We start from the raw sequence: 16,560 nt of genomic DNA on the forward strand, positions 1-16,560 counted from the left end.
GCCCCGGACGAATCCCCCTCACCCGCCTCGGGCACCACGCCTGACTCGTACGGCACACCTGACTCGTACTCCGCACCTGACTCGTACGCCGCACCTGCACCGGACGGCACCCCTGCACCGGAGTCGCCGACGGCCGCCGGACCCGCTTCACGCCGCCCCGACATCCCTTCCGTGCCGATCCGCACCGCGCGGGACGCGGTCACGGCGACCGTGCTGTATTTGCGCCTGCTCGGCCACGACGACATCCGCCGCGCCCACCGGCGTCCCCCGTCCGGCATCGGGCTGGCCGGCCGGGGTGTCCTCGCCCAGGTCGACCCGTCGGCGCGTCCGGTGACGTCGCGGGACGTGGAGTGCCTGTGGCTCATGTCCATGTCGGAGTCCGCCCAGTGCCTGTACTTCACCCTCGCCGGGTACGCCCCGGACGCCCGGGAGCGTGCCGACCGCCTGGGTGTCCCGTTGTTCCTGCTCGACCTCACCGGCACCCCGCAGCCGGTGAACGCCCCGGCCGAGGCGCTGGACGCCACCCGTTCCTGAGAAGCCCGGGAACCCGGGGACGTTCCCGCCCCCGCCGTCCGATACTCGGCTCATGCGTACGCACATCCGGCCCGCCGCCCCCGACGAGCTGTCCGCCCTCCAGGACATCGAACGGGCCGCCGGCGCACCCTTCCGGGCCCTGGACATGCCAGAGATCGCCGACGACGAGCCGCCCGCCCTCGACACCCTCGACCATTACCGGCGGGCGGGCCGCTGCTGGGTCGCCGCCGACGAACGGGACCGGCCCGCCGCCTATCTGATCGGCGAACCGGTGGACGACGCGTTCCACCTCGAGCAGGTCTCGGTGCACCCGCGCGCCGCCCGCCGGGGCGTGGGCCGGTCCCTGATCGCCCACGCCGCCGAGCAGGCCCGCGCGCAGGGCCTGAGCGCCCTGACCCTGACCACCTTCGCCGACGTCCCGTGGAACGCCCCGTACTACGCCCGCCTCGGCTTCCGCACACTGGCCGAGGCCGAACTCACGCCCGGTCTGCGCCGGATCCGCGCCCAGGAGGGCGGGCACGGGCTCGACCGGTGGCCGCGCGTGTGCATGTCCCGAAGCCTCGGCCGGCCGTGACCGCCGGGGCACACACCTGCCACCCTGCTCGCACGATGATCAGAACAGCGGCGGAGCAGGACTTCCCCGGGTTCCTCGACCTGGCGTCCCAGGTCGAGCAGTGGTTCGGCCCCATGGTCGAGGTACCCGGTTTCCACGACGCGGTGCGCGCGCACCTCCGCGCGTCCATGGCGCTCGTCGCCGTCGACCCCGGCCCCACGGGTCCGGGGCCGGGCCCGGGCCCGGGCCCGGGTTTCCTCGGCGGGCTGCTGTTCGGAGCCGAGCCGCCGTCCCACCACGTCCACTGGCTCGTCGTCTCGGACCGGGCGCGGGGAAAGGGCGTCGGCCGTGCGCTGATGGCGGACGCGACGCGCCGGTGGGTACGGGGTCCCGGCCGGATCGAGGTGGTCACCTTCGGGGCCGACCACCCCGGGGCGGCGGCCAGTGGCGCACGCGTCTTCTACGAGCGCCTCGGCTTCCTCCCCGCCGAACCGGCCGAACCCGGTCCGGAAGGCGGTTCCCGGCAGGTGTTCCGCCGGACCGTCGCCTGACACCCGCCCGCGCGCCTCAGCTCTCCGTGCCGCCCACCCCCTCGGCTCCCTCCGCCGTACCCGGGGCGTACCGCTCCCTCAGTTCCACCTTGCGCACCTTCCCCGAGACCGTCATCGGGAAGGAGTCCAGGACCTGGAGCCGGCTCGGGATCTTGTAGTGGGCCAGCCGGTCGGCGCAGAAGGCGCGCAGGTCCTCCAGGGTGACCGCGACACCGGCCTGCCGCAGGACGTATTCCAGCTCGTGGGCGCGGTAGGCCGGGTTGATGTTCACCATGATCGCGCCGATGCGTGCGGTGGCGTACTACGTCAGGACCCACTCCGGACAGTTGACCGCCCAGATGCCGACGCGGTCGCCGGTCGTGATCCCCTTGGCCAGCAGCCCGCACGCCACCTCGTCGACCGCGGCGCCGAACTCGGTGTAGGTCCAGCGCCGGCCCGAGGGCACGTCGACGAGGGCCTCTCGGTCCGGGTACGCGGCGATCGCGCGGTCGAGGTTGGCGCCGACGGTGTCGCCGAGCAGCGGGGTGGTGCTCGTCCCGTGGCTGTACGACGGGGCCGGCGCGGGGGCCGGTGCCGGGACCGACGGGGTCACCGGAAGTCCTCCTCGCGGTACTCGGCGTCGGAGCCCGCCGCCGTGGCCTCGCGCAGTTCGATGCGGCGGATCTTGCCGGAGACGGTCTTGGGCAGTTCGCCGAACTCCAGCCGGCGGACCCGCTTGTAGGGGGCGAGTACCTTGCGGGAGTACTCGAAGAGCTCCCGCGCGGTGTCCGGGCCGGGCCGGTGGCCCTCCGCGAGCACGATGTACGCCTTGGGCACGGCCAGGCGCAGCTCGTCCGGGGCGGGTACGACGGCCGCCTCGGCGACCGCCTCGTGCTCCAGCAGGGCGCTCTCCAGCTCGAAGGGGGAGATCTTGTAGTCGGAGGCCTTGAACACGTCGTCGGCGCGGCCCACATAGGTGAGGTAGCCGTCGGGGTCGCGGGAGCCGATGTCGCCGGTGCGGTAGTAGCCGCCGGCCATGGCCTGAGCGGTGCGGTCGGGGTCGCCGTGGTAGCCGGTCATCAGGCCCACCGGGCGGTCCGACAGGTCGAGTGCGATCTCGCCCTCGGTGGCGCCGGGTGCGCCGGAGACGGGGTCGAGGAGCTCGACCCGGTAGCCGGGCCCCGGGCGGCCCATGGAGCCGGTCCGCAGGGGCTGGCCGGGGCTGTTGGCGATCTGGACGGCGGTCTCGGTCTGGCCGAAGCCGTCGCGGACGGTGACGCCCCAGGCGCGCCGGATCTGTTCGATGACCTCGGGGTTGAGCGGTTCGCCGGCGGCGACCGCTTCGCGCGGCGGGGTACGCAGCCCGGTCAGGTCGGACTGGATGAGCATGCGCCACACGGTGGGCGGGGCGCAGAAGGTGGTGACGCCGGCGAGGTCCATCTCGGCCATCAGCCGGGCCGCGTCGAAGCGCGCGTAGTTGTGCAGGAAGACGGTCGCCTCGGCGTTCCACGGGGCGAAGAGGTTGGACCAGGCGTGCTTGGCCCAGCCGGGCGAGGAGATGTTCAGGTGCACGTCGCCGGGTGTGAGCCCGATCCAGTACATGGTCGCCAGGTGCCCGACGGGGTACGAGGTGTGGGTGTGCTCGACGAGCTTGGGCTGTGCGGTGGTGCCGGAGGTGAAGTACAGCATCAGGGGGTCGTCGGCGAGGGTGGGTCCGTCGGGCGCGTAGTGTTCGGCGGCGCCGTAGGCGTCCTCGTAGGGCAGCCAGGCCTCGGTGGCGCCCCCGCCGACGGCGATGCGGGTGTAGTCGCCGGGCACCTCGCCGAACTTCGAGGTGTCGGCGGCGCGCGTGATCACGTGCCGGACGCGGCCCCGGTCGACGCGGTCACGCAGGTCGGCGGGGCCGAGCAGCGGGGTGGCGGGGATGACCACGGCACGCAGTTTCATCGCGGCGAGCGCGGTCTCCCAGAGTTCGGCCTGGTTGCCGAGCATGACGAGCACCCGGTCCTCGGCGCCCACGCCCTGCTGCCTCAGCCAGTTGGCGGCCTGGTCGGAGCGGCGGGCCAGTTCGGCGAAGGAGAGCCTGGTCCGCTCGCCGTCCTCTTCCACGAGGTGCAGGGCGGTGCGGTCGTTGCCGTCCGCGATCACGTCGAACCAGTCGAGCGCCCAGTTGAAGCGGTCGGGGCGCGGCCAGCGGAAGCCCTCGTAGGCCGTGGTGTAGTCGTCGCGGTGTTCCAGCAGGAAGTCCCGGGCCCTGCGGAACTCCTCCGTCGCCGTCGCCGTCGTCATGTGTTCCCTTCCGTCGCCGTCGTCATGGGTGCTCCGTCCTCCTCGGTCCCGGACCTTGCCGGGTGCCTCTGTGCCATCGTCTAATCCGTGACGCAGGTCTCACCACCCCTGAAAGGGGGCGTGGCTCATTCGGGATCCGCGGCGGAGAGGCGAACCGGTGACGGCTGACCCGGGCGGGGGCGACCGAGGTGAGGGCGGCCGAGCGGCTGGGGGTGACGGACGGGACCGTGAGGGCGTGTCCGCGCTCGGCGATGTGCGAGCCGGGTGCCCGGACGCGTGGGGAGGCGGTGGTCTCCGTACACGGGGCGGGGTGGTTGCCGTAGGTTTGCGGTGTTCTCGTGGGGTCGGCATTACCGGTGGTCCGGGGTTTTCGGCCGGTGTGCCGGGACTTCGGATTTCATCCGCGTGTGCGCTGTTAAATGCCTCACGACGTCGCCCCTCCGAATTCAACTGACCCGTTGCCTAATATTGGTCAGGACACGACACAGGAGGGAGCGGTGACCGTGCGCCGGGACTTCAGGGATCCTGCCAGGTGCCGTCCCGACCTGGTCATCGGCAGGGAGGAGCCGTTCGCCGAAGCGCGCGAGCAGCTGGCCCGAGGGGGCAGCGTGCTGCTGCACGGGCCGGCCGGAATAGGTAAATCAACCGTGCTGCGGGCACTTGCGGCGGAAAACGCGGGCGGGGCGCCCACAGTGTTGCGCTGCTCCGCCACGGAGTCCGAATCCCACCTTCCGTTCCTGGCGCTCGCGGACCTGTTCGGCCTGGTCCTCGAAAGGGTCTGCGGTGCGCTGCCCGCCGCGCAGCGCACCGCCCTGGAGTCGGCGCTCACCGGCCGCGGCGAGTCCACGCTCCAGCGGGACGGGCTCGCGCTGCGCCTGGCGGTGCTGTCCACCCTGCGGGCACTGGCCGCCGAGGGGCCCGTCCTGGTCGTCGCCGACGATCTTCAGTGGCTGGACTCGGCCAGCGCGGAACTGCTGGGCTTCGCCGCCCGGCGCCTCGGCGACGCTCCGGTGCAGATGCTGTGCGCGGCGCGGACCCAGGGCACGGAGGGGCAGGAGTACGACCGTCATCTGCGGGCCTGCCCGCCGGACACGCGGGTGGTCCGGCTGGGCCCGTTCTCCCGTACCCAGGTGTCCGCGCTGCTCGACCACCGCGGTTACACGGGTCTGTCCCGCACCACGGTCCGCGACATCCACCGCACCAGCGACGGCAACCCGCTCTTCGCGCTCGAACTGGGCCGTGCCCTGGCCGAGAGCCCGGCCCGGCCGCGCCCCGGCGAGCCGCTGCCGGTGCCGACCTCGCTGCGTGCCCTGGTGCTCAGCCGGCTGGAGATGCTGTCGGACGACGCGCGCCGCACCCTGCTGGTGGCCAGCGCCGGCGCCCGCCCGACGCCGGCGCTGCTGCACGCGGCCGGCCGGGACCACGCCGAGGAGGAGACGGCCCAGGCGGCCGCGCTGGGGCTGCTGGCGACGGACCCGGAGGAGCCGGCGCTGCGGTTCGCGCATCCGCTGATCTCGGCCGCGCTGTACGCGGAGGCCCCCGCGCACGAGCGGCGGGCCGCGCACGCCGCGCTGTCCACGGCGGCCTCCGACCCCATCGAGCGGGCCCGGCATCTGGCCCTCGCCACGACCGGTACCGACCCGGAGGTGGCGACCCGGCTCGCCGAGGCCGCCGCGCTGGCCCGCGACCGCGGGGCTCCCTCGGTCGCCGCCTCGCTGGGGCTGCTGGCCGCCCGCCGCACCCCGGCCGACCGTACGCCGGGCCCGGACGAGCGGCGGCTGCAGGCCGCCGAGGACGCCATCACCGCGGGGGAGGCGGATCTCGCCCGGGACATCGCGCGCGAGGTGCTGACCCGGGCCACGGTGCCCGCGGAGCGGGTGCGGGCGTGGATGGTGGTCATCGAGGCGGCCGGGCAGGCGCTCGGCGAGGTCGACGCGGTCTTCCCGCAGGTGCTGGCCGACGCGGGCGACGACCCGCGGCTGCTCGCCCTGGTCCACTACCAGCTGGCCTGGCGGGAACTGGTGGTCGACGGCGACTTCGGCAAGGCCCGGCGGGAGGCCGCGCACGCGGCGGACCTGGCGGCGCGGGGCGCGGACCGGCGCACCGAGCTGATGGCACTGGCCTTCCAGTCGTCCACCGAGACCCTGATGGGCCACCCGGACGCCCCGGCCACCATCAAGCGGGCCCTGAAGGAACCCCAGGACCCCTATGTGGCCTGCCACCACAACGGCGCGGGCATGGCCAGGTTCCGCTGGCTGCTCATGAGCGACCAGCTGCCCGAGGCCCGCAAGAGCATCACCGGGCTGCTGCGGGAGGCACGGCGGCGCGGCATGGTCGAGAGCGAGGTGCACTTCCTGCGCTTCCTCGCCGACACGGAGCTGCGCTCCGGGCACTGCGGCCGCGCCCTGGACCTGGCACGGGAGAGCCTGCGGCTGGCCCGGGACTCCGGGATCGGGGAGGGCGCCTCGGCGATGCTCGCCTCGCTCGCGGAGGCCTCCGGCGGGGACGTGGAGCGGGCGCTGGCACTGGCACGGGAGGCCGCCGACCACGCCGAGGTGGACGGCGACCAGATGTACCTCTCACGCGCCCTGGCCGCCTTCGGCTACGCCCAGTCGGTCGCCGGGGACGCGGCGGGCGCGGTCCGTTCGCTGCGCCGGGTGCGGGAGCTGGAGCAGGGCATGGGCATCACCGACCCGGCGCGGGGCCGCTGGCACGGCGATCTCGCCGAGGCGCTGGTGCGGATCGGTGAGCCCGGCGAGGCGCAGGAACTCATCAACCTCACCCGGGTGCACGCGCTGCGGCTGGACCGCGCGGGCGTCCTCGCCGTACTGGACCGCGCGGAGGCCCTGGTGCGGGCGGCCCGCGGGCAACACGATGCCGCGCAGAAGCAGTTGACGTCGGCACAGGATCGGCTGGGCCGACTGGGCTACGGGCTGGAGGAGGCGCGGGCCGCGTTCGCGCTGGCCCGGCTGCGCGCCCGGCGCCCGGGGACGGCCCCGGGCCATGCCCCCTACGACGAGGCCGCCCGGTTGTTCCGGCGCTGCCGCGCGCTGCCCTGGCTGCGGCAGGTGGACGCGGCCGTGGCCGCCGGTCCGGTGGAGCCGGACACGGTGTCCGCGGCCACCTCGGCGGCGCTGGACGGCCTCGCCTCGATGGAACGGCAGGTCGCCTCGCTGGTGATGGAGGGGGCCACCAACCGGGAGATCGCCGCCCGACTGTTCATCAGCGTCAAGACGGTCGAGGCGACGCTCACCCGGGTGTACCGGAAACTGGGCATCCGGTCACGGGTGGACATCGTCCGCCTGGCCGCGGGCCGCCGCACCAAGTGACCCCGGGGAGAGGGCGGTACGGCGGGTGCGGGGCGGCAGGGGCACGGTGGCCTGGGTCGGGGTACGCGTAGGGGCCCTCGCGGGGCCGGCGGTGAACGCGGTGCCGGCCGGTACGGGGCGGTCGGCCGGGACCGAGGGTTTTCCCTGCCCAACTCCCGTAGGGGCTTCCCTCATTGGGGGCTCGCGCTCCGGCTCGTAGCGTAAGGGTGTGCCGCTCGCCGGGCACACGGGGACCGGTAGTCCGGTCCTCGTGCTGGACCCCCCACCCCGCGCGCCCCACCGGCAACCGATGAGGAGACCGATGTACGGGCCCACCCGCCGTACGAGGACCGCCGCGACCACCGCCGTGCTCGCCGCCACCTGAATTCCTGAGCACCCCTCAGGTGAATGCCAGGGGGCGTTGCGGGCTTCCACGAGCAGCCCGCAACGCCCCCTATCCATGCCCCCTCGCCCCTTCGCGCGGTCCTCCCCTCACCGGCGTACGGCTCCGAAGCGGATGTCGTACGGCGTGTCCGGGTGCATCACCCGGAGCATCCGCTCCCCCTCGGCGGTGATCTCGTCCCGCCGGGCCCCGGTGAGCGGACCGAACGGCTCGACCACGAGGGCGTGTTCGTCCAGTCGCCACACCCCCGCCAGAAAGCCGTCGACGAGGAGGGCGCGGTAGGGGGTGTTTCCCTGCCGGGTTCGGCCCCGCAGTTCGTGGGGCACGACGCGGGTGCGGTCGGCGTGGGAGAGGAGCAGGTTGTCGAACTCGGGCAGGAACCGCGGCGGGGCCGGGGTGTCCGGGTCGGGCCGGGGCGCGTCGGGGAGGTCGAACAGCTCGACCCCGTGTTCGTCGCGGAAGGTGACCAGGCGCGGTTCGAGGCGGTCGAAGGCCTCGCGCAGCCTGGTCAGCCCGGCCCAGATCTGCATGTCCTTCACGGAGGCGGGCCCGAAGGCAGCGAGGTAGCGCAGCACGACGGCGTCCGGCCCCGGGGAGGGCTCGGCGGGGCGGCCCAGCCACCGCTCGGCGGTGGTGAGCGTCACCTGGCCGCTGCGGCCCCACAGTCCGCGCGGGGTGATCTGGACGAGGGGCAGCCTGCAGCGGGCGGCGACGGACAGGGCCTGCGGGTCGGCGTCGGGCCATTCCTCGAGCAGGGCCTCGCGCAGTTGCTTCATGGTGCGCGGTGCGGACTCGACGAGGTCCCGGGCGAGGACGGTCAGCCGGTCCAGGTCGACTCCGGTCAACCCCTTGCGGAAGGAGCCGAGTTCGCGGTCACGGGCGGGCTGCGCCAAAGGGCGCAGGGTGAGACAGTCCTGGGCGGTGTGGGTGTGGATGGTCGAGCGCAGGGTGACGAGGCGGGCCACGGCGCGGTCGGCCATCGGCCGGGACAGCGCCTCGGGCGTGAAGCCGTCGAGCCGGGCGGCGAGCGCGTAGTACGGCGGCTTGACGTTCTGTGCCTGGAGCCCGACCAGATGCCCGACGGCCGCCTCCGCGGACAGCGGTGAGCGCCGCAGGAGCAACTGCCGGGCGAGGGTGGCACGGTTCAGGGCCCGGGTGCCGAGCACGGCGGCCGGACCCCGCACCGGGGTGATGCTCCGCTTCGCCTTCGTCATACCCGCACGTTAGCGAGGCTTGCGGCCATCCTCTGTCCGCAAGGTCCGGAACACCGTCACGAACACAACCCACCATCCAGGACATTCCTTCGGGACGTGTAACACCGTGACGGGCAACGGACGCTGAGTTCTACGGGGCACGAGAAGCGGCCCCTTTTCCATGTCGTAGGCCAGCACCAGGAAAACCCCACAACGAAGGGCCTCCTCAGTGACTTCCCATCCCACCGGCACCGGTCGCACCGATCGCACCGATGGACCCGACAGATCCGCCCACGGCTCCGGGCACGCCCCGGGGCACCAGTCCGGACCCGTTCGTCTCCCGGTCTACGAGGGCCTCGTGCGTGAACTCGGGGACGTCCTGGCGGAGACGCGCGAGGTGGCCGAGCGCATGGAGCACCAGATGCGCCAGTTCTTCCCGATACGCCCCCACGGCCGGCCCGCGCCCGTTCCGGCCCCCCGGTGAGCCCACGCGCCGACTGGGCCAGGCGGGTGGCGCACCCCCAGCGGGGCCGTCGGCCTGTCCTGATTCCCTAGGATCCCCCCGTGGCCACTTTCCATCTCCAGCGCACGGCACCCCTCCCGCTCGACGAGGCCTGGCGTCGGCTCACGGAGTGGCCCCGGCACGGGGCGGCGGTCCCGCTCACCCGGGTCACTGTGACCACTCCCCCGCCCACCGGTGAGGGCACGGTGTTCGTCGCCCGCTCGGGCCTCGGCCCGGTCGCCTTCGACGATCCGATGGAGGTGACCGTCTGGCAGCCCCCGGTCGACGGCTCCCCCGGCCTGTGCCGGCTGGAGAAGCGGGGTCGTCTGGTCAGGGGCTGGGCGGAGATCGAGGTCCGTCCGGGGCCGGGCGGCCGGACCCGCGTGCTGTGGCGCGAGGACCTGCGGGTCCGGTTCCTGCCCGGCTTCTGCGACCCGGCCCTGCGGGCCGTCTCGCGCAGGATGTTCGGCCGGGCGGTGAACACCCTGTTGCGGCAGCCGTGACGGAGGGGCACCGGCGCTGCCGCGCCCACCCCTATGACACGTCCGTCACACCCTCGAACCGATTCTGCCGGTGGCCCCGGAGGCGTGATCGGGTTCGCGGTCGCGGTGGATCGGGGTGGGGGCTCCGGTGAGGGGGACCCCGGTGCCGCCCCGGCGGGCGGCGACGATCTCGGCGGCGATGGACACGGCCGTCTCCTCCGGGGTGCGGGCGCCGAGGTCGAGACCGATCGGTGAGCGCAGGCGGGCCAGTTCCCGGTCGGTGACGCCGACCTCGCGCAGGCGGGCGTTGCGGTCCAGGTGGGTGCGGCGGGAGCCCATGGCGCCGACGTAGGCGACCGGGAGGCGCAGGGCGAGCCGCAGCAGCGGTACGTCGAACTTCGCGTCGTGGGTCAGCACGCACAGGACCGTACGGGTGTCCACGTCGGTGCGCTCGAGGTACATGTGCGGCCATTCGACGACGATTCCTCGGCGATGTCCAGCATCTGTCGGTCTCCCTCGACAAGGGTCCACGGGCCTCGGCATGGGCATCGGCATCGGTCGGGTCCTGCCCGTCCCGGGCGGGCGCCCTGCGGCGACGGTGCGTCACCCGGTTCCGGTGAGGTGTTCCGGGCGGACCGGTGTGCGGTTCAGCTCCAGCCCGGTCGCGTCCCGGACGGCCGCGAGGACCGCCGGGGTGGACGACAGGGTGGGGGCCTCCCCGACGCCGCGCAGCCCGTACGGCGCGTGGTCGTCGGCGAGTTCGAGCATGTCGACGGGGATGTCCGGCGTGTCGAGGATGGTGGGGATGAGGTAGTCGGTGAAGGAGGGGTTCCGCACCTTCGCCGTCCTCGGGTCGACGACGATCTCCTCCATGACCGCCACGCCCAGGCCCTGGACGGTGCCCCCCTGGATCTGGCCGATGACGGACAGCGGGTTGAGTGCCTTGCCGACGTCCTGCGCGCAGGCGAGTTCGATCACCTTGACCAGGCCGAGTCCGGTGTCGACCTCGACGACGGCCCGGTGCGCGGCGAAGGTGTACTGGACATGGCCGTTGCCCTGGCCGGTGTGCGGGTCGAAGGGTTCGGTCGGCCGGTGCCGCCACTCCTCCTCCGCCTCGACGGCCTCGTCCCCGAGGACGTCCACCAGATCGGCCAGTACCTCGCCGCCGTCGGTGACGACCTTGCCGCCCTCCAGCAGCAGTTCGGCCGTCGCCCACGCCGGGTGGTACGAGCCGAACCTGCGCCGGCCCAGCTCCAGGACCTGCTCCCGGACCAGTCGGCAGGCGTTCCTGACCGCTCCTCCGGTGACGTACGTCTGCCGGGAGGCGGAGGTCGAACCGGCCGAGCCCACCCGGGTGTCGGCGGGGTGGATGGTCACCTGGCCGATGCCCAGCTCGGTGCGGGCGATCTGGGCGTGGACGGTGACCCCGCCCTGCCCGACCTCCGCCATCGCGGTGTGCACGGTGGCCACGGGCCGGCCGCCGGCCACCTCCATCCGGACGCGTGCGGTGGAGTAGTCGTCGAAGCCCTCGGAGAAGCCGACGTTCTTGATGCCGACCGCGTAGCCGACGCCGCGCACGACGCCTTCACCGTGGGTGGTGTTGGACAGGCCGCCGGGCAGCTGGCGCACGTCGGCGCCCTCGCTGCTCTCCCACTGCCGCTCGGGCGGCATCGGCATCGCCTTGACGCGGCGCAGGAGTTCGGCGACCGGTGCCGGGGAGTCGACGACCTGCCCGGTGGGCATGACCGTGCCCCGTTCCATGGCGTTGAGCCGTCTGAACTCCACCGGGTCCATGCCGAGGCGCTCGGCCAGCTTGTCCATCTGGGCCTCGTAGGCGAAGCACGCCTGGACCGCGCCGAAGCCGCGCATGGCCCCGCAGGGCGGGTTGTTGGTGTAGAGGGCGAGGGCCTCGATCTCCACGTCGTCCACGACGTACGGCCCGACGCCGAGGGAGGAGGCGTTGCCGACCACGGCCGGGGAGGCGGAGGCGTACGCTCCGCCGTCGAGCACGATGCGGCACGTGACGTGGGTCAGCTTGCCGTCACGGGTGGCGCCGTGTTCGTAGGACAGCTTGGCCGGGTGGCGGTGGACGTGGCCGAAGAAGGACTCGAAGCGGTTGTAGACGATCTTGACGGGCCTGCCGGTGCGCAGGGCGAGCAGGCAGGCGTGGATCTGCATGGACAGGTCCTCGCGGCCGCCGAACGCGCCGCCGACGCCGGCCAGGGTCATCCGTACCTTGTCCTCGGGCAGGCCGAGCACGGGCGCCATCTGGCGCCGGTCGGAGTGCAGCCACTGGGTGGCGATGTAGAGGTGGACGCCGCCGTCCTCCTCGGGGACGGCGAGCCCCGACTCGGGGCCGAGGAAGGCCTGGTCCTGCATGCCGAAGGTGTACTCGCCCTCGACGACGATGTCGGCGCGCTCGCGGGCCCGTGCCACGTCGCCGCGCACGATCGGCTGGCGGTGGACGATGTTGGGGTGGGCGACGTGGCGGCTGTGGTCGTCGTCACGGTCCTCGTGGACGAGGGGCGCGTCGGGGGCGAGCGCGGAGGCCTCGTCGGTGACGACGGGCAGGTCCCGGTACTCGACCCTGATCTTCGCGGCGGCGCGGCGCGCGGTCTCGGGGTGGTCGGCGGCGACGACGGCGACCGGCTCGCCGTGGTGGCGGACCTTGCCGTGGGCGAGGACGGGGGTGTCCTGGATCTCCAGGCCGTAGTGGCGCGTCCCGGTCGGCAGGTCGTCGTAGGTGAGGACGGCGTGCACGCCCGGCAGGGCGAGGGCCTCGGAGGTGTCGATCGAGACGATCTCGGCGTGCGCGACCGTGGAGCGCAGGATCTGGCCCCAGAGCATGTCCTCGTGCCACAGGTCGGAGGAGTAGGCGAACTCGCCGGTGACCTTGAGGGTGCCGTCGGGGCGGAGGGTGGACTCCCCGATTCCGCCGCTGGCCGGGGCGCCCTGGGTGAGGGTGGAGGGCGCGCCGAGGGGGGTTCCGGCGGGGCCGGGTCCGGTGGCGGCCCGGGTGGGGGTGCGGGAGGGCCCGGAGCTGTGCTCGGTCATGGTCGGGTCCCCTCGGACTGGCGGGCGGCCGCGAGGCGGACCGCGTCCATGATCTTCTCGTAGCCCGTGCAGCGGCACAGGTTGCCCGACAGCGCCTCGCGGATGTCGGCGTCGCTCGGGCTGGGGTTGTGTTCCAGCATCTCGTCGGCGGCGACCAGCAGGCCCGGGGTGCAGAAACCGCACTGGACGGCGCCGGCGTCGATGAACGCCTGCTGGATCGGGGCGAGTTCGGTTCCCTCGCCGGTCTGCGAGCCGGTGCCGTGGGCGCCGTCGGATCCCTGGACTCCGTGGGCCTGCCACCGCTGGGCCGCGTCGAGCGGGGTGCCGGTGGTGTCCGGGGCTGCCGCACCGTCCTGCGCACCGCCCCCGGCGGCGCGGGAGCGCTGTCGGGCGAAGTCGGCCAGCCCTTCGACCGTGACGATCTCCCGGCCCTCGGCCTGGCCGGCCGCGACGAGGCAGGAGCACACCGGGACGCCGTCGAGGCGCACCGTGCAGGAGCCGCACTCGCCCTGCTCACAGGCGTTCTTGGAGCCGGGCAGGCCGAGCCGTTCGCGCAGCACGTACAGCAGGGACTCGCCCTCCCATACGTCGTCGGCCTCCTGGGGCCGTCCGTTGACCGTGAAGTGGACACGCATCACGCGACTCCCTCGGTGGTGCGGCGGGTGCCGCGGTACGACTCCCAGGTCCAGGTCAGCGTGCGGCGGGCCATGACGCCGACCGCGTGCCGGCGGTAGCTCGCGGTGCCGCGGACGTCGTCGATCGGGTTGCAGGCCGCGGAGCACAGGTCGGCGAACCGCTTGGCCACCGACGGCGGGACGATCTTCCCGTTGTCCCAGAGTCCGCCCTCGTCGAGCGCCGCGTTCAGGAACTCCTCGGCGGTGGTGGCCCGTACGGGGGTGGGCGCCGCCGAGCCGATGCCGGTGCGGACCGTGCGGGTACCGGGGTGCAGGGCCAGACCGAACGCGCACACGGCGATGACCATGGCGTTGCGGGTGCCGACCTTCGAGAACTGCTGGGGTCCGTCCGCCTTCTTGATGTGGACGGCGCGGATCAGTTCGTCGGGCGCCAGCGCGTTGCGCTTCACGCCCGTGTAGAAGGCGTCGATCGGGATGCGGCGGGACCCGCGCACCGATTCGGCCTCGATCTCGGCCCCGGCGGCGAGCAGTGCCGGGTGGGCGTCGCCGGCCGGGGAGGCGGTGCCGAGGTTGCCGCCGACTCCGCCGCGGTTGCGGATCTGCGGGGAGGCCACGGTGTGGGAGGCGAGGGCGAGGCCCGGCAGTTCGGCCCGCAGGTGCTCCATGATCCTCGTGTACGGGACGGAGGCGCCGAGCCGTACGGTGTCCTCGCCGACCTCCCACTCGGTGAGGTCGGCGATGCGGTTGAGGTCCATGAGGTACTCGGGCCTGCGGTGGTCGAAGTTGATCTCGACCATCACATCGGTGCCGCCCGCGATCGGCACAGCGGTGGGGTGCTCGGCCTTCGCGGCGAGCGCCTCCTGCCAGCTGGCGGGGCGAAGGAAGTCCATGACCGGCTCTCTTCTTCGTCTCGTGGATCGTACGGATCGAGCCAATCCGTGTGCGGCGGGCCCGGCTCCTTCAGGGGAGATTCACGCGCAGTGGGCTCAGTACACCGCCCGCTGCTCCACCCGGGTCAGTCACGAAAGACCTGAAGGAGTTGGCTGGCCAACGGGGGCATCTTGTAGATTCATATGAAAAGAGGACCTCAGTAACCTCCTTGTCTTCCTCCGGAAACAGCTGACCCGGAAGACACGGAGTACACAGTCCGGGAGACGGCCGACCGTGCCGGATCGGCCACTCACCCGGGCGCCGCGCAAAAGACCGCCCGGGCACTGTGCGGAAGGCCCTCCACGGGCCCTTCCACGGCCCATCGTAGACATCGGTACACATCGAGACAGGGAACGGCGGAGACGAGAATGCGGCTGCGCGCACTGCTGGAGACCGACGCGCTGGGGCTCGCGCTGCTCTGCGGCGAGGACGAGCTGGACCGCACCGTGCACGGGGTGATGACCACCGACCTGAGGGACCCCAGCCGCTACCTCTCCGGCGGGGAACTCGTGCTCAGCGGCCTGGCCTGGCGCCGGGACGCCGCCGACTCCGAACCGTTCGTACGGCGGCTGGTACAGGCGGGGGTCGTGGCCCTGGCGGCCGGCGAGGCGGAGCTGGGGACCGTCCCGGACGACCTGGTCGTGGCCTGCGCGCGGTACCGGCTGCCGCTGTTCGCGGTGCACGAGTCGGTGGCCTTCGCGACGGTCACCGAACATGTCGTGCGGCAGGTGTCCGGCGAGCGGGCCGGGGACCTCGCGGCCGTGGTGGACCGGCACCGGCGGCTGATGACGTCGGGCCCGGCGGGCGGCGGCCCGGACGTGGTGCTCGACCTGCTCGGCACCGACCTGGACCTGCGGGCGTGGGTGCTCTCGCCCACCGGGCGGCTGATCGCGGGGTCGAAGACGGGGCCGCGGCTGCCCGGCGACGTGTGCGTGCGGATCGCGGCGGAGCATCTGGCGGCCGCTCGCAGCGGCCGTCCCGGGCCGCACCGGGTGACGCTGGACGACCGGACGACGTACAGCCTCTTCCCGGTGCACGGCTACGGGTCCACGGCCCCGACGGCTGCGGCCGCCCCGCAGGCCGCACAGCCCGCGCACGGCGGGCACGGCACACCGGCCTCCCCGGAGCCGCGGGACGGCCGGGAGACGGTGCTGTCGGACTGGCTGCTGGTGGTCGAGGCGGACGCCGGGGACTGGGCCGAGGAGCGGCTGGACCTGCTGTACGGGGTCACCCAGCTGATCGTGGTGGAGCGGGACCGCCGGAACGCGGCGCGCACGGTACGGCGCCGGCTCGCGCAGGAGGTGCTGGAGCTGGTGCAGGCGGGCGCCGCGCCGGCCGAGGTCGCGGCCCGGCTGCGCGTGGCGGCGCCGGTGCTGGTACCCGGCCTCGGGGCCGCGCCGCACTGGCAGGTGGTCGTCGCGCGGGTCGACTGGGACGGCGGTGGGGCCGAGGGCGGCGCGGCGGCGCAGGCGCTGCTCGAGGAGATCCTGGTCGACCCGGCGTCGACGGGGCCCGAGCACTCCGACCGGATCGCGGTGGCGCACACCGGGGACGAGGCGGTCGCGCTCGTTCCGCTGCCCGCGGTGGCGGGCGAGCACGACGGTGCCGACGGGCGGGGACTCCTCGCCGACGCCCTGCTGGAGGCCATAAGGGAGCCGCTGACGGCCGGTCTGGACGGCGACGGGCGGCTCACCCTCGGGATCAGCGCGGCGGTGCACTCGGCGGAGGGGCTGCGCGGGGCCCTGGAGGAGGCGCGGCACGCGCGGCGCGTGGCCGCGGCGCGGCCGGGCCGGGTCTGCGCGGCCGGCCACCAGGAGCTGGCCTCGCACGTCCTGCTGCTCCCCTTCGTCCCCGACGACGTACGCCGGGCCTTCACCGCCCGTCTCCTGGACCCGCTGCGGGACTACGACCGGCGCCACCGCGCCGAACTGATCCCCACCCTGGAGGCTTTCCTGGACTGCGACGGCTCCTGGACCCGCTGTGCCGCCCGGCTGCACCTGCACGTCAACACCCTGCGGTACCGGGTGGGCCGCATCGAGCAGCTGACGGGCCGTGACCTGTCCCGCCTGGAGGACAAGCTGGACTTCTTCCTGGCCCTCCGCATGAGCTGACGGCCCGGCGGACGCGGAGCGGGGGCGGTAGACGCG

Annotated in this window: 11 protein-coding genes and 3 pseudogenes; 7 read left to right on the plus strand and 7 right to left on the minus strand. The window is 73.7% G+C overall.

The window, feature by feature from the left end; genetic code table 11:
* From AOK11_RS18360 to AOK11_RS18370, 3 genes and pseudogenes are all read left to right on the plus strand, one after another.
* Positions 1–534, plus strand: a pseudogene (locus AOK11_RS18360) (hypothetical protein); the annotation flags it as partial.
* 52 nt (positions 535–586) lie between these two features.
* Positions 587–1,108 (plus strand): GNAT family N-acetyltransferase, encoded by a 522-nt coding sequence (locus tag AOK11_RS18365; RefSeq protein ID WP_055594806.1) that lies wholly within the window; start codon positions 587–589, stop codon positions 1,106–1,108.
* A 35-nt stretch (positions 1,109–1,143) separates the two neighbouring features.
* Entirely contained in the window at positions 1,144–1,638 is a 495-nt protein-coding gene (locus AOK11_RS18370) for a GNAT family N-acetyltransferase (RefSeq protein WP_055594807.1), read from the plus strand.
* 16 nt (positions 1,639–1,654) lie between these two features.
* On the opposite strand, the pseudogene AOK11_RS18380 reads toward AOK11_RS18370, so the two are convergent.
* Both AOK11_RS18380 and AOK11_RS18385 read right to left on the minus strand, forming a co-directional pair.
* Positions 1,655–2,230, minus strand: a pseudogene (locus AOK11_RS18380) (AMP-binding protein).
* A complete protein-coding gene (locus AOK11_RS18385) occupies positions 2,227–3,906 on the minus strand; it encodes an AMP-binding protein (protein ID WP_055594810.1) in 1,680 nt (559 codons plus the stop codon). The pseudogene AOK11_RS18380 and the gene AOK11_RS18385 overlap by 4 nt, the downstream one beginning before the upstream one ends.
* A 497-nt stretch (positions 3,907–4,403) precedes the next feature.
* Here AOK11_RS18385 and AOK11_RS18390 point away from each other — a divergent pair, with 497 nt between their 5' ends.
* Complete coding sequence (locus tag AOK11_RS18390; protein WP_055594811.1) at positions 4,404–7,235, plus strand: helix-turn-helix transcriptional regulator; 2,832 nt, start codon at positions 4,404–4,406, stop codon at positions 7,233–7,235.
* Between the two features lie 471 nt (positions 7,236–7,706).
* Here the strand turns inward: AOK11_RS18390 and AOK11_RS18395 are convergent, their stop codons facing one another.
* The gene (locus tag AOK11_RS18395; RefSeq protein ID WP_055594812.1) at positions 7,707–8,831 is read right to left on the minus strand and encodes a winged helix DNA-binding domain-containing protein; all 1,125 of its coding nucleotides are present in this window, start codon (positions 8,829–8,831) and stop codon (positions 7,707–7,709) included.
* Between the two features lie 337 nt (positions 8,832–9,168).
* Here AOK11_RS18395 and AOK11_RS46200 point away from each other — a divergent pair, with 337 nt between their 5' ends.
* Positions 9,169–9,294: a hypothetical protein gene (locus AOK11_RS46200; RefSeq protein WP_276204829.1), complete on the plus strand. Its 126-nt coding sequence runs from the start codon at positions 9,169–9,171 to the stop codon at positions 9,292–9,294.
* Positions 9,295–9,374: 80 nt separating this feature from the next.
* The gene (locus AOK11_RS18405; RefSeq protein ID WP_055594814.1) at positions 9,375–9,815 is read left to right on the plus strand and encodes an SRPBCC family protein; all 441 of its coding nucleotides are present in this window, start codon (positions 9,375–9,377) and stop codon (positions 9,813–9,815) included.
* A 45-nt stretch (positions 9,816–9,860) separates the two neighbouring features.
* Here AOK11_RS18405 and AOK11_RS18410 read toward each other — a convergent pair.
* From AOK11_RS18410 to AOK11_RS18425, 4 genes and pseudogenes are all read right to left on the minus strand, one after another.
* Positions 9,861–10,325, minus strand: a pseudogene (locus AOK11_RS18410) (XdhC family protein); the annotation flags it as partial.
* Positions 10,326–10,397: 72 nt separating this feature from the next.
* Positions 10,398–12,848 (minus strand): xanthine dehydrogenase subunit D, encoded by a 2,451-nt coding sequence (gene pucD, locus AOK11_RS18415; protein ID WP_240497388.1) that lies wholly within the window; start codon positions 12,846–12,848, stop codon positions 10,398–10,400.
* Positions 12,845–13,483: a (2Fe-2S)-binding protein gene (locus AOK11_RS18420; RefSeq protein WP_055594815.1), complete on the minus strand. Its 639-nt coding sequence runs from the start codon at positions 13,481–13,483 to the stop codon at positions 12,845–12,847. Before AOK11_RS18420 ends, pucD begins: the two co-directional genes overlap by 4 nt.
* Entirely contained in the window at positions 13,483–14,373 is an 891-nt protein-coding gene (locus AOK11_RS18425) for an FAD binding domain-containing protein (protein WP_055594816.1), read from the minus strand. The genes AOK11_RS18420 and AOK11_RS18425 overlap by 1 nt, the downstream gene beginning before the upstream one ends.
* Before the next feature lie 408 nt (positions 14,374–14,781).
* On the opposite strand from AOK11_RS18425, the gene AOK11_RS18430 reads away from it, so the two are divergent.
* Positions 14,782–16,524, plus strand: a complete 1,743-nt coding sequence (locus tag AOK11_RS18430) for a PucR family transcriptional regulator (protein ID WP_055594817.1) — start codon at positions 14,782–14,784, stop codon at positions 16,522–16,524.
* Positions 16,525–16,560: the final 36 nt, after the last annotated feature.

Source organism: Streptomyces hirsutus (assembly GCF_001418415.1).
GTDB classification, from domain to species: domain Bacteria; phylum Actinomycetota; class Actinomycetes; order Streptomycetales; family Streptomycetaceae; genus Streptomyces; species Streptomyces hirsutus.

Coding starts and splice junctions, on each gene's coding strand:
- AOK11_RS18365 (WP_055594806.1), top strand. CDS start 587: ATGCGTACGCACATCCGGCCCGCCGCCCCCGACGAGCTGTCCGCCCTC.
- AOK11_RS18370 (WP_055594807.1), top strand. CDS start 1,144: ATGATCAGAACAGCGGCGGAGCAGGACTTCCCCGGGTTCCTCGACCTG.
- AOK11_RS18385 (WP_055594810.1), bottom strand. CDS start 3,906: ATGACGACGGCGACGGCGACGGAGGAGTTCCGCAGGGCCCGGGACTTC.
- AOK11_RS18395 (WP_055594812.1), bottom strand. CDS start 8,831: ATGACGAAGGCGAAGCGGAGCATCACCCCGGTGCGGGGTCCGGCCGCC.
- pucD (WP_240497388.1), bottom strand. CDS start 12,848: ATGACCGAGCACAGCTCCGGGCCCTCCCGCACCCCCACCCGGGCCGCC.
- AOK11_RS18420 (WP_055594815.1), bottom strand. CDS start 13,483: ATGCGTGTCCACTTCACGGTCAACGGACGGCCCCAGGAGGCCGACGAC.
- AOK11_RS18425 (WP_055594816.1), bottom strand. CDS start 14,373: ATGGACTTCCTTCGCCCCGCCAGCTGGCAGGAGGCGCTCGCCGCGAAG.
- AOK11_RS18430 (WP_055594817.1), top strand. CDS start 14,782: ATGCGGCTGCGCGCACTGCTGGAGACCGACGCGCTGGGGCTCGCGCTG.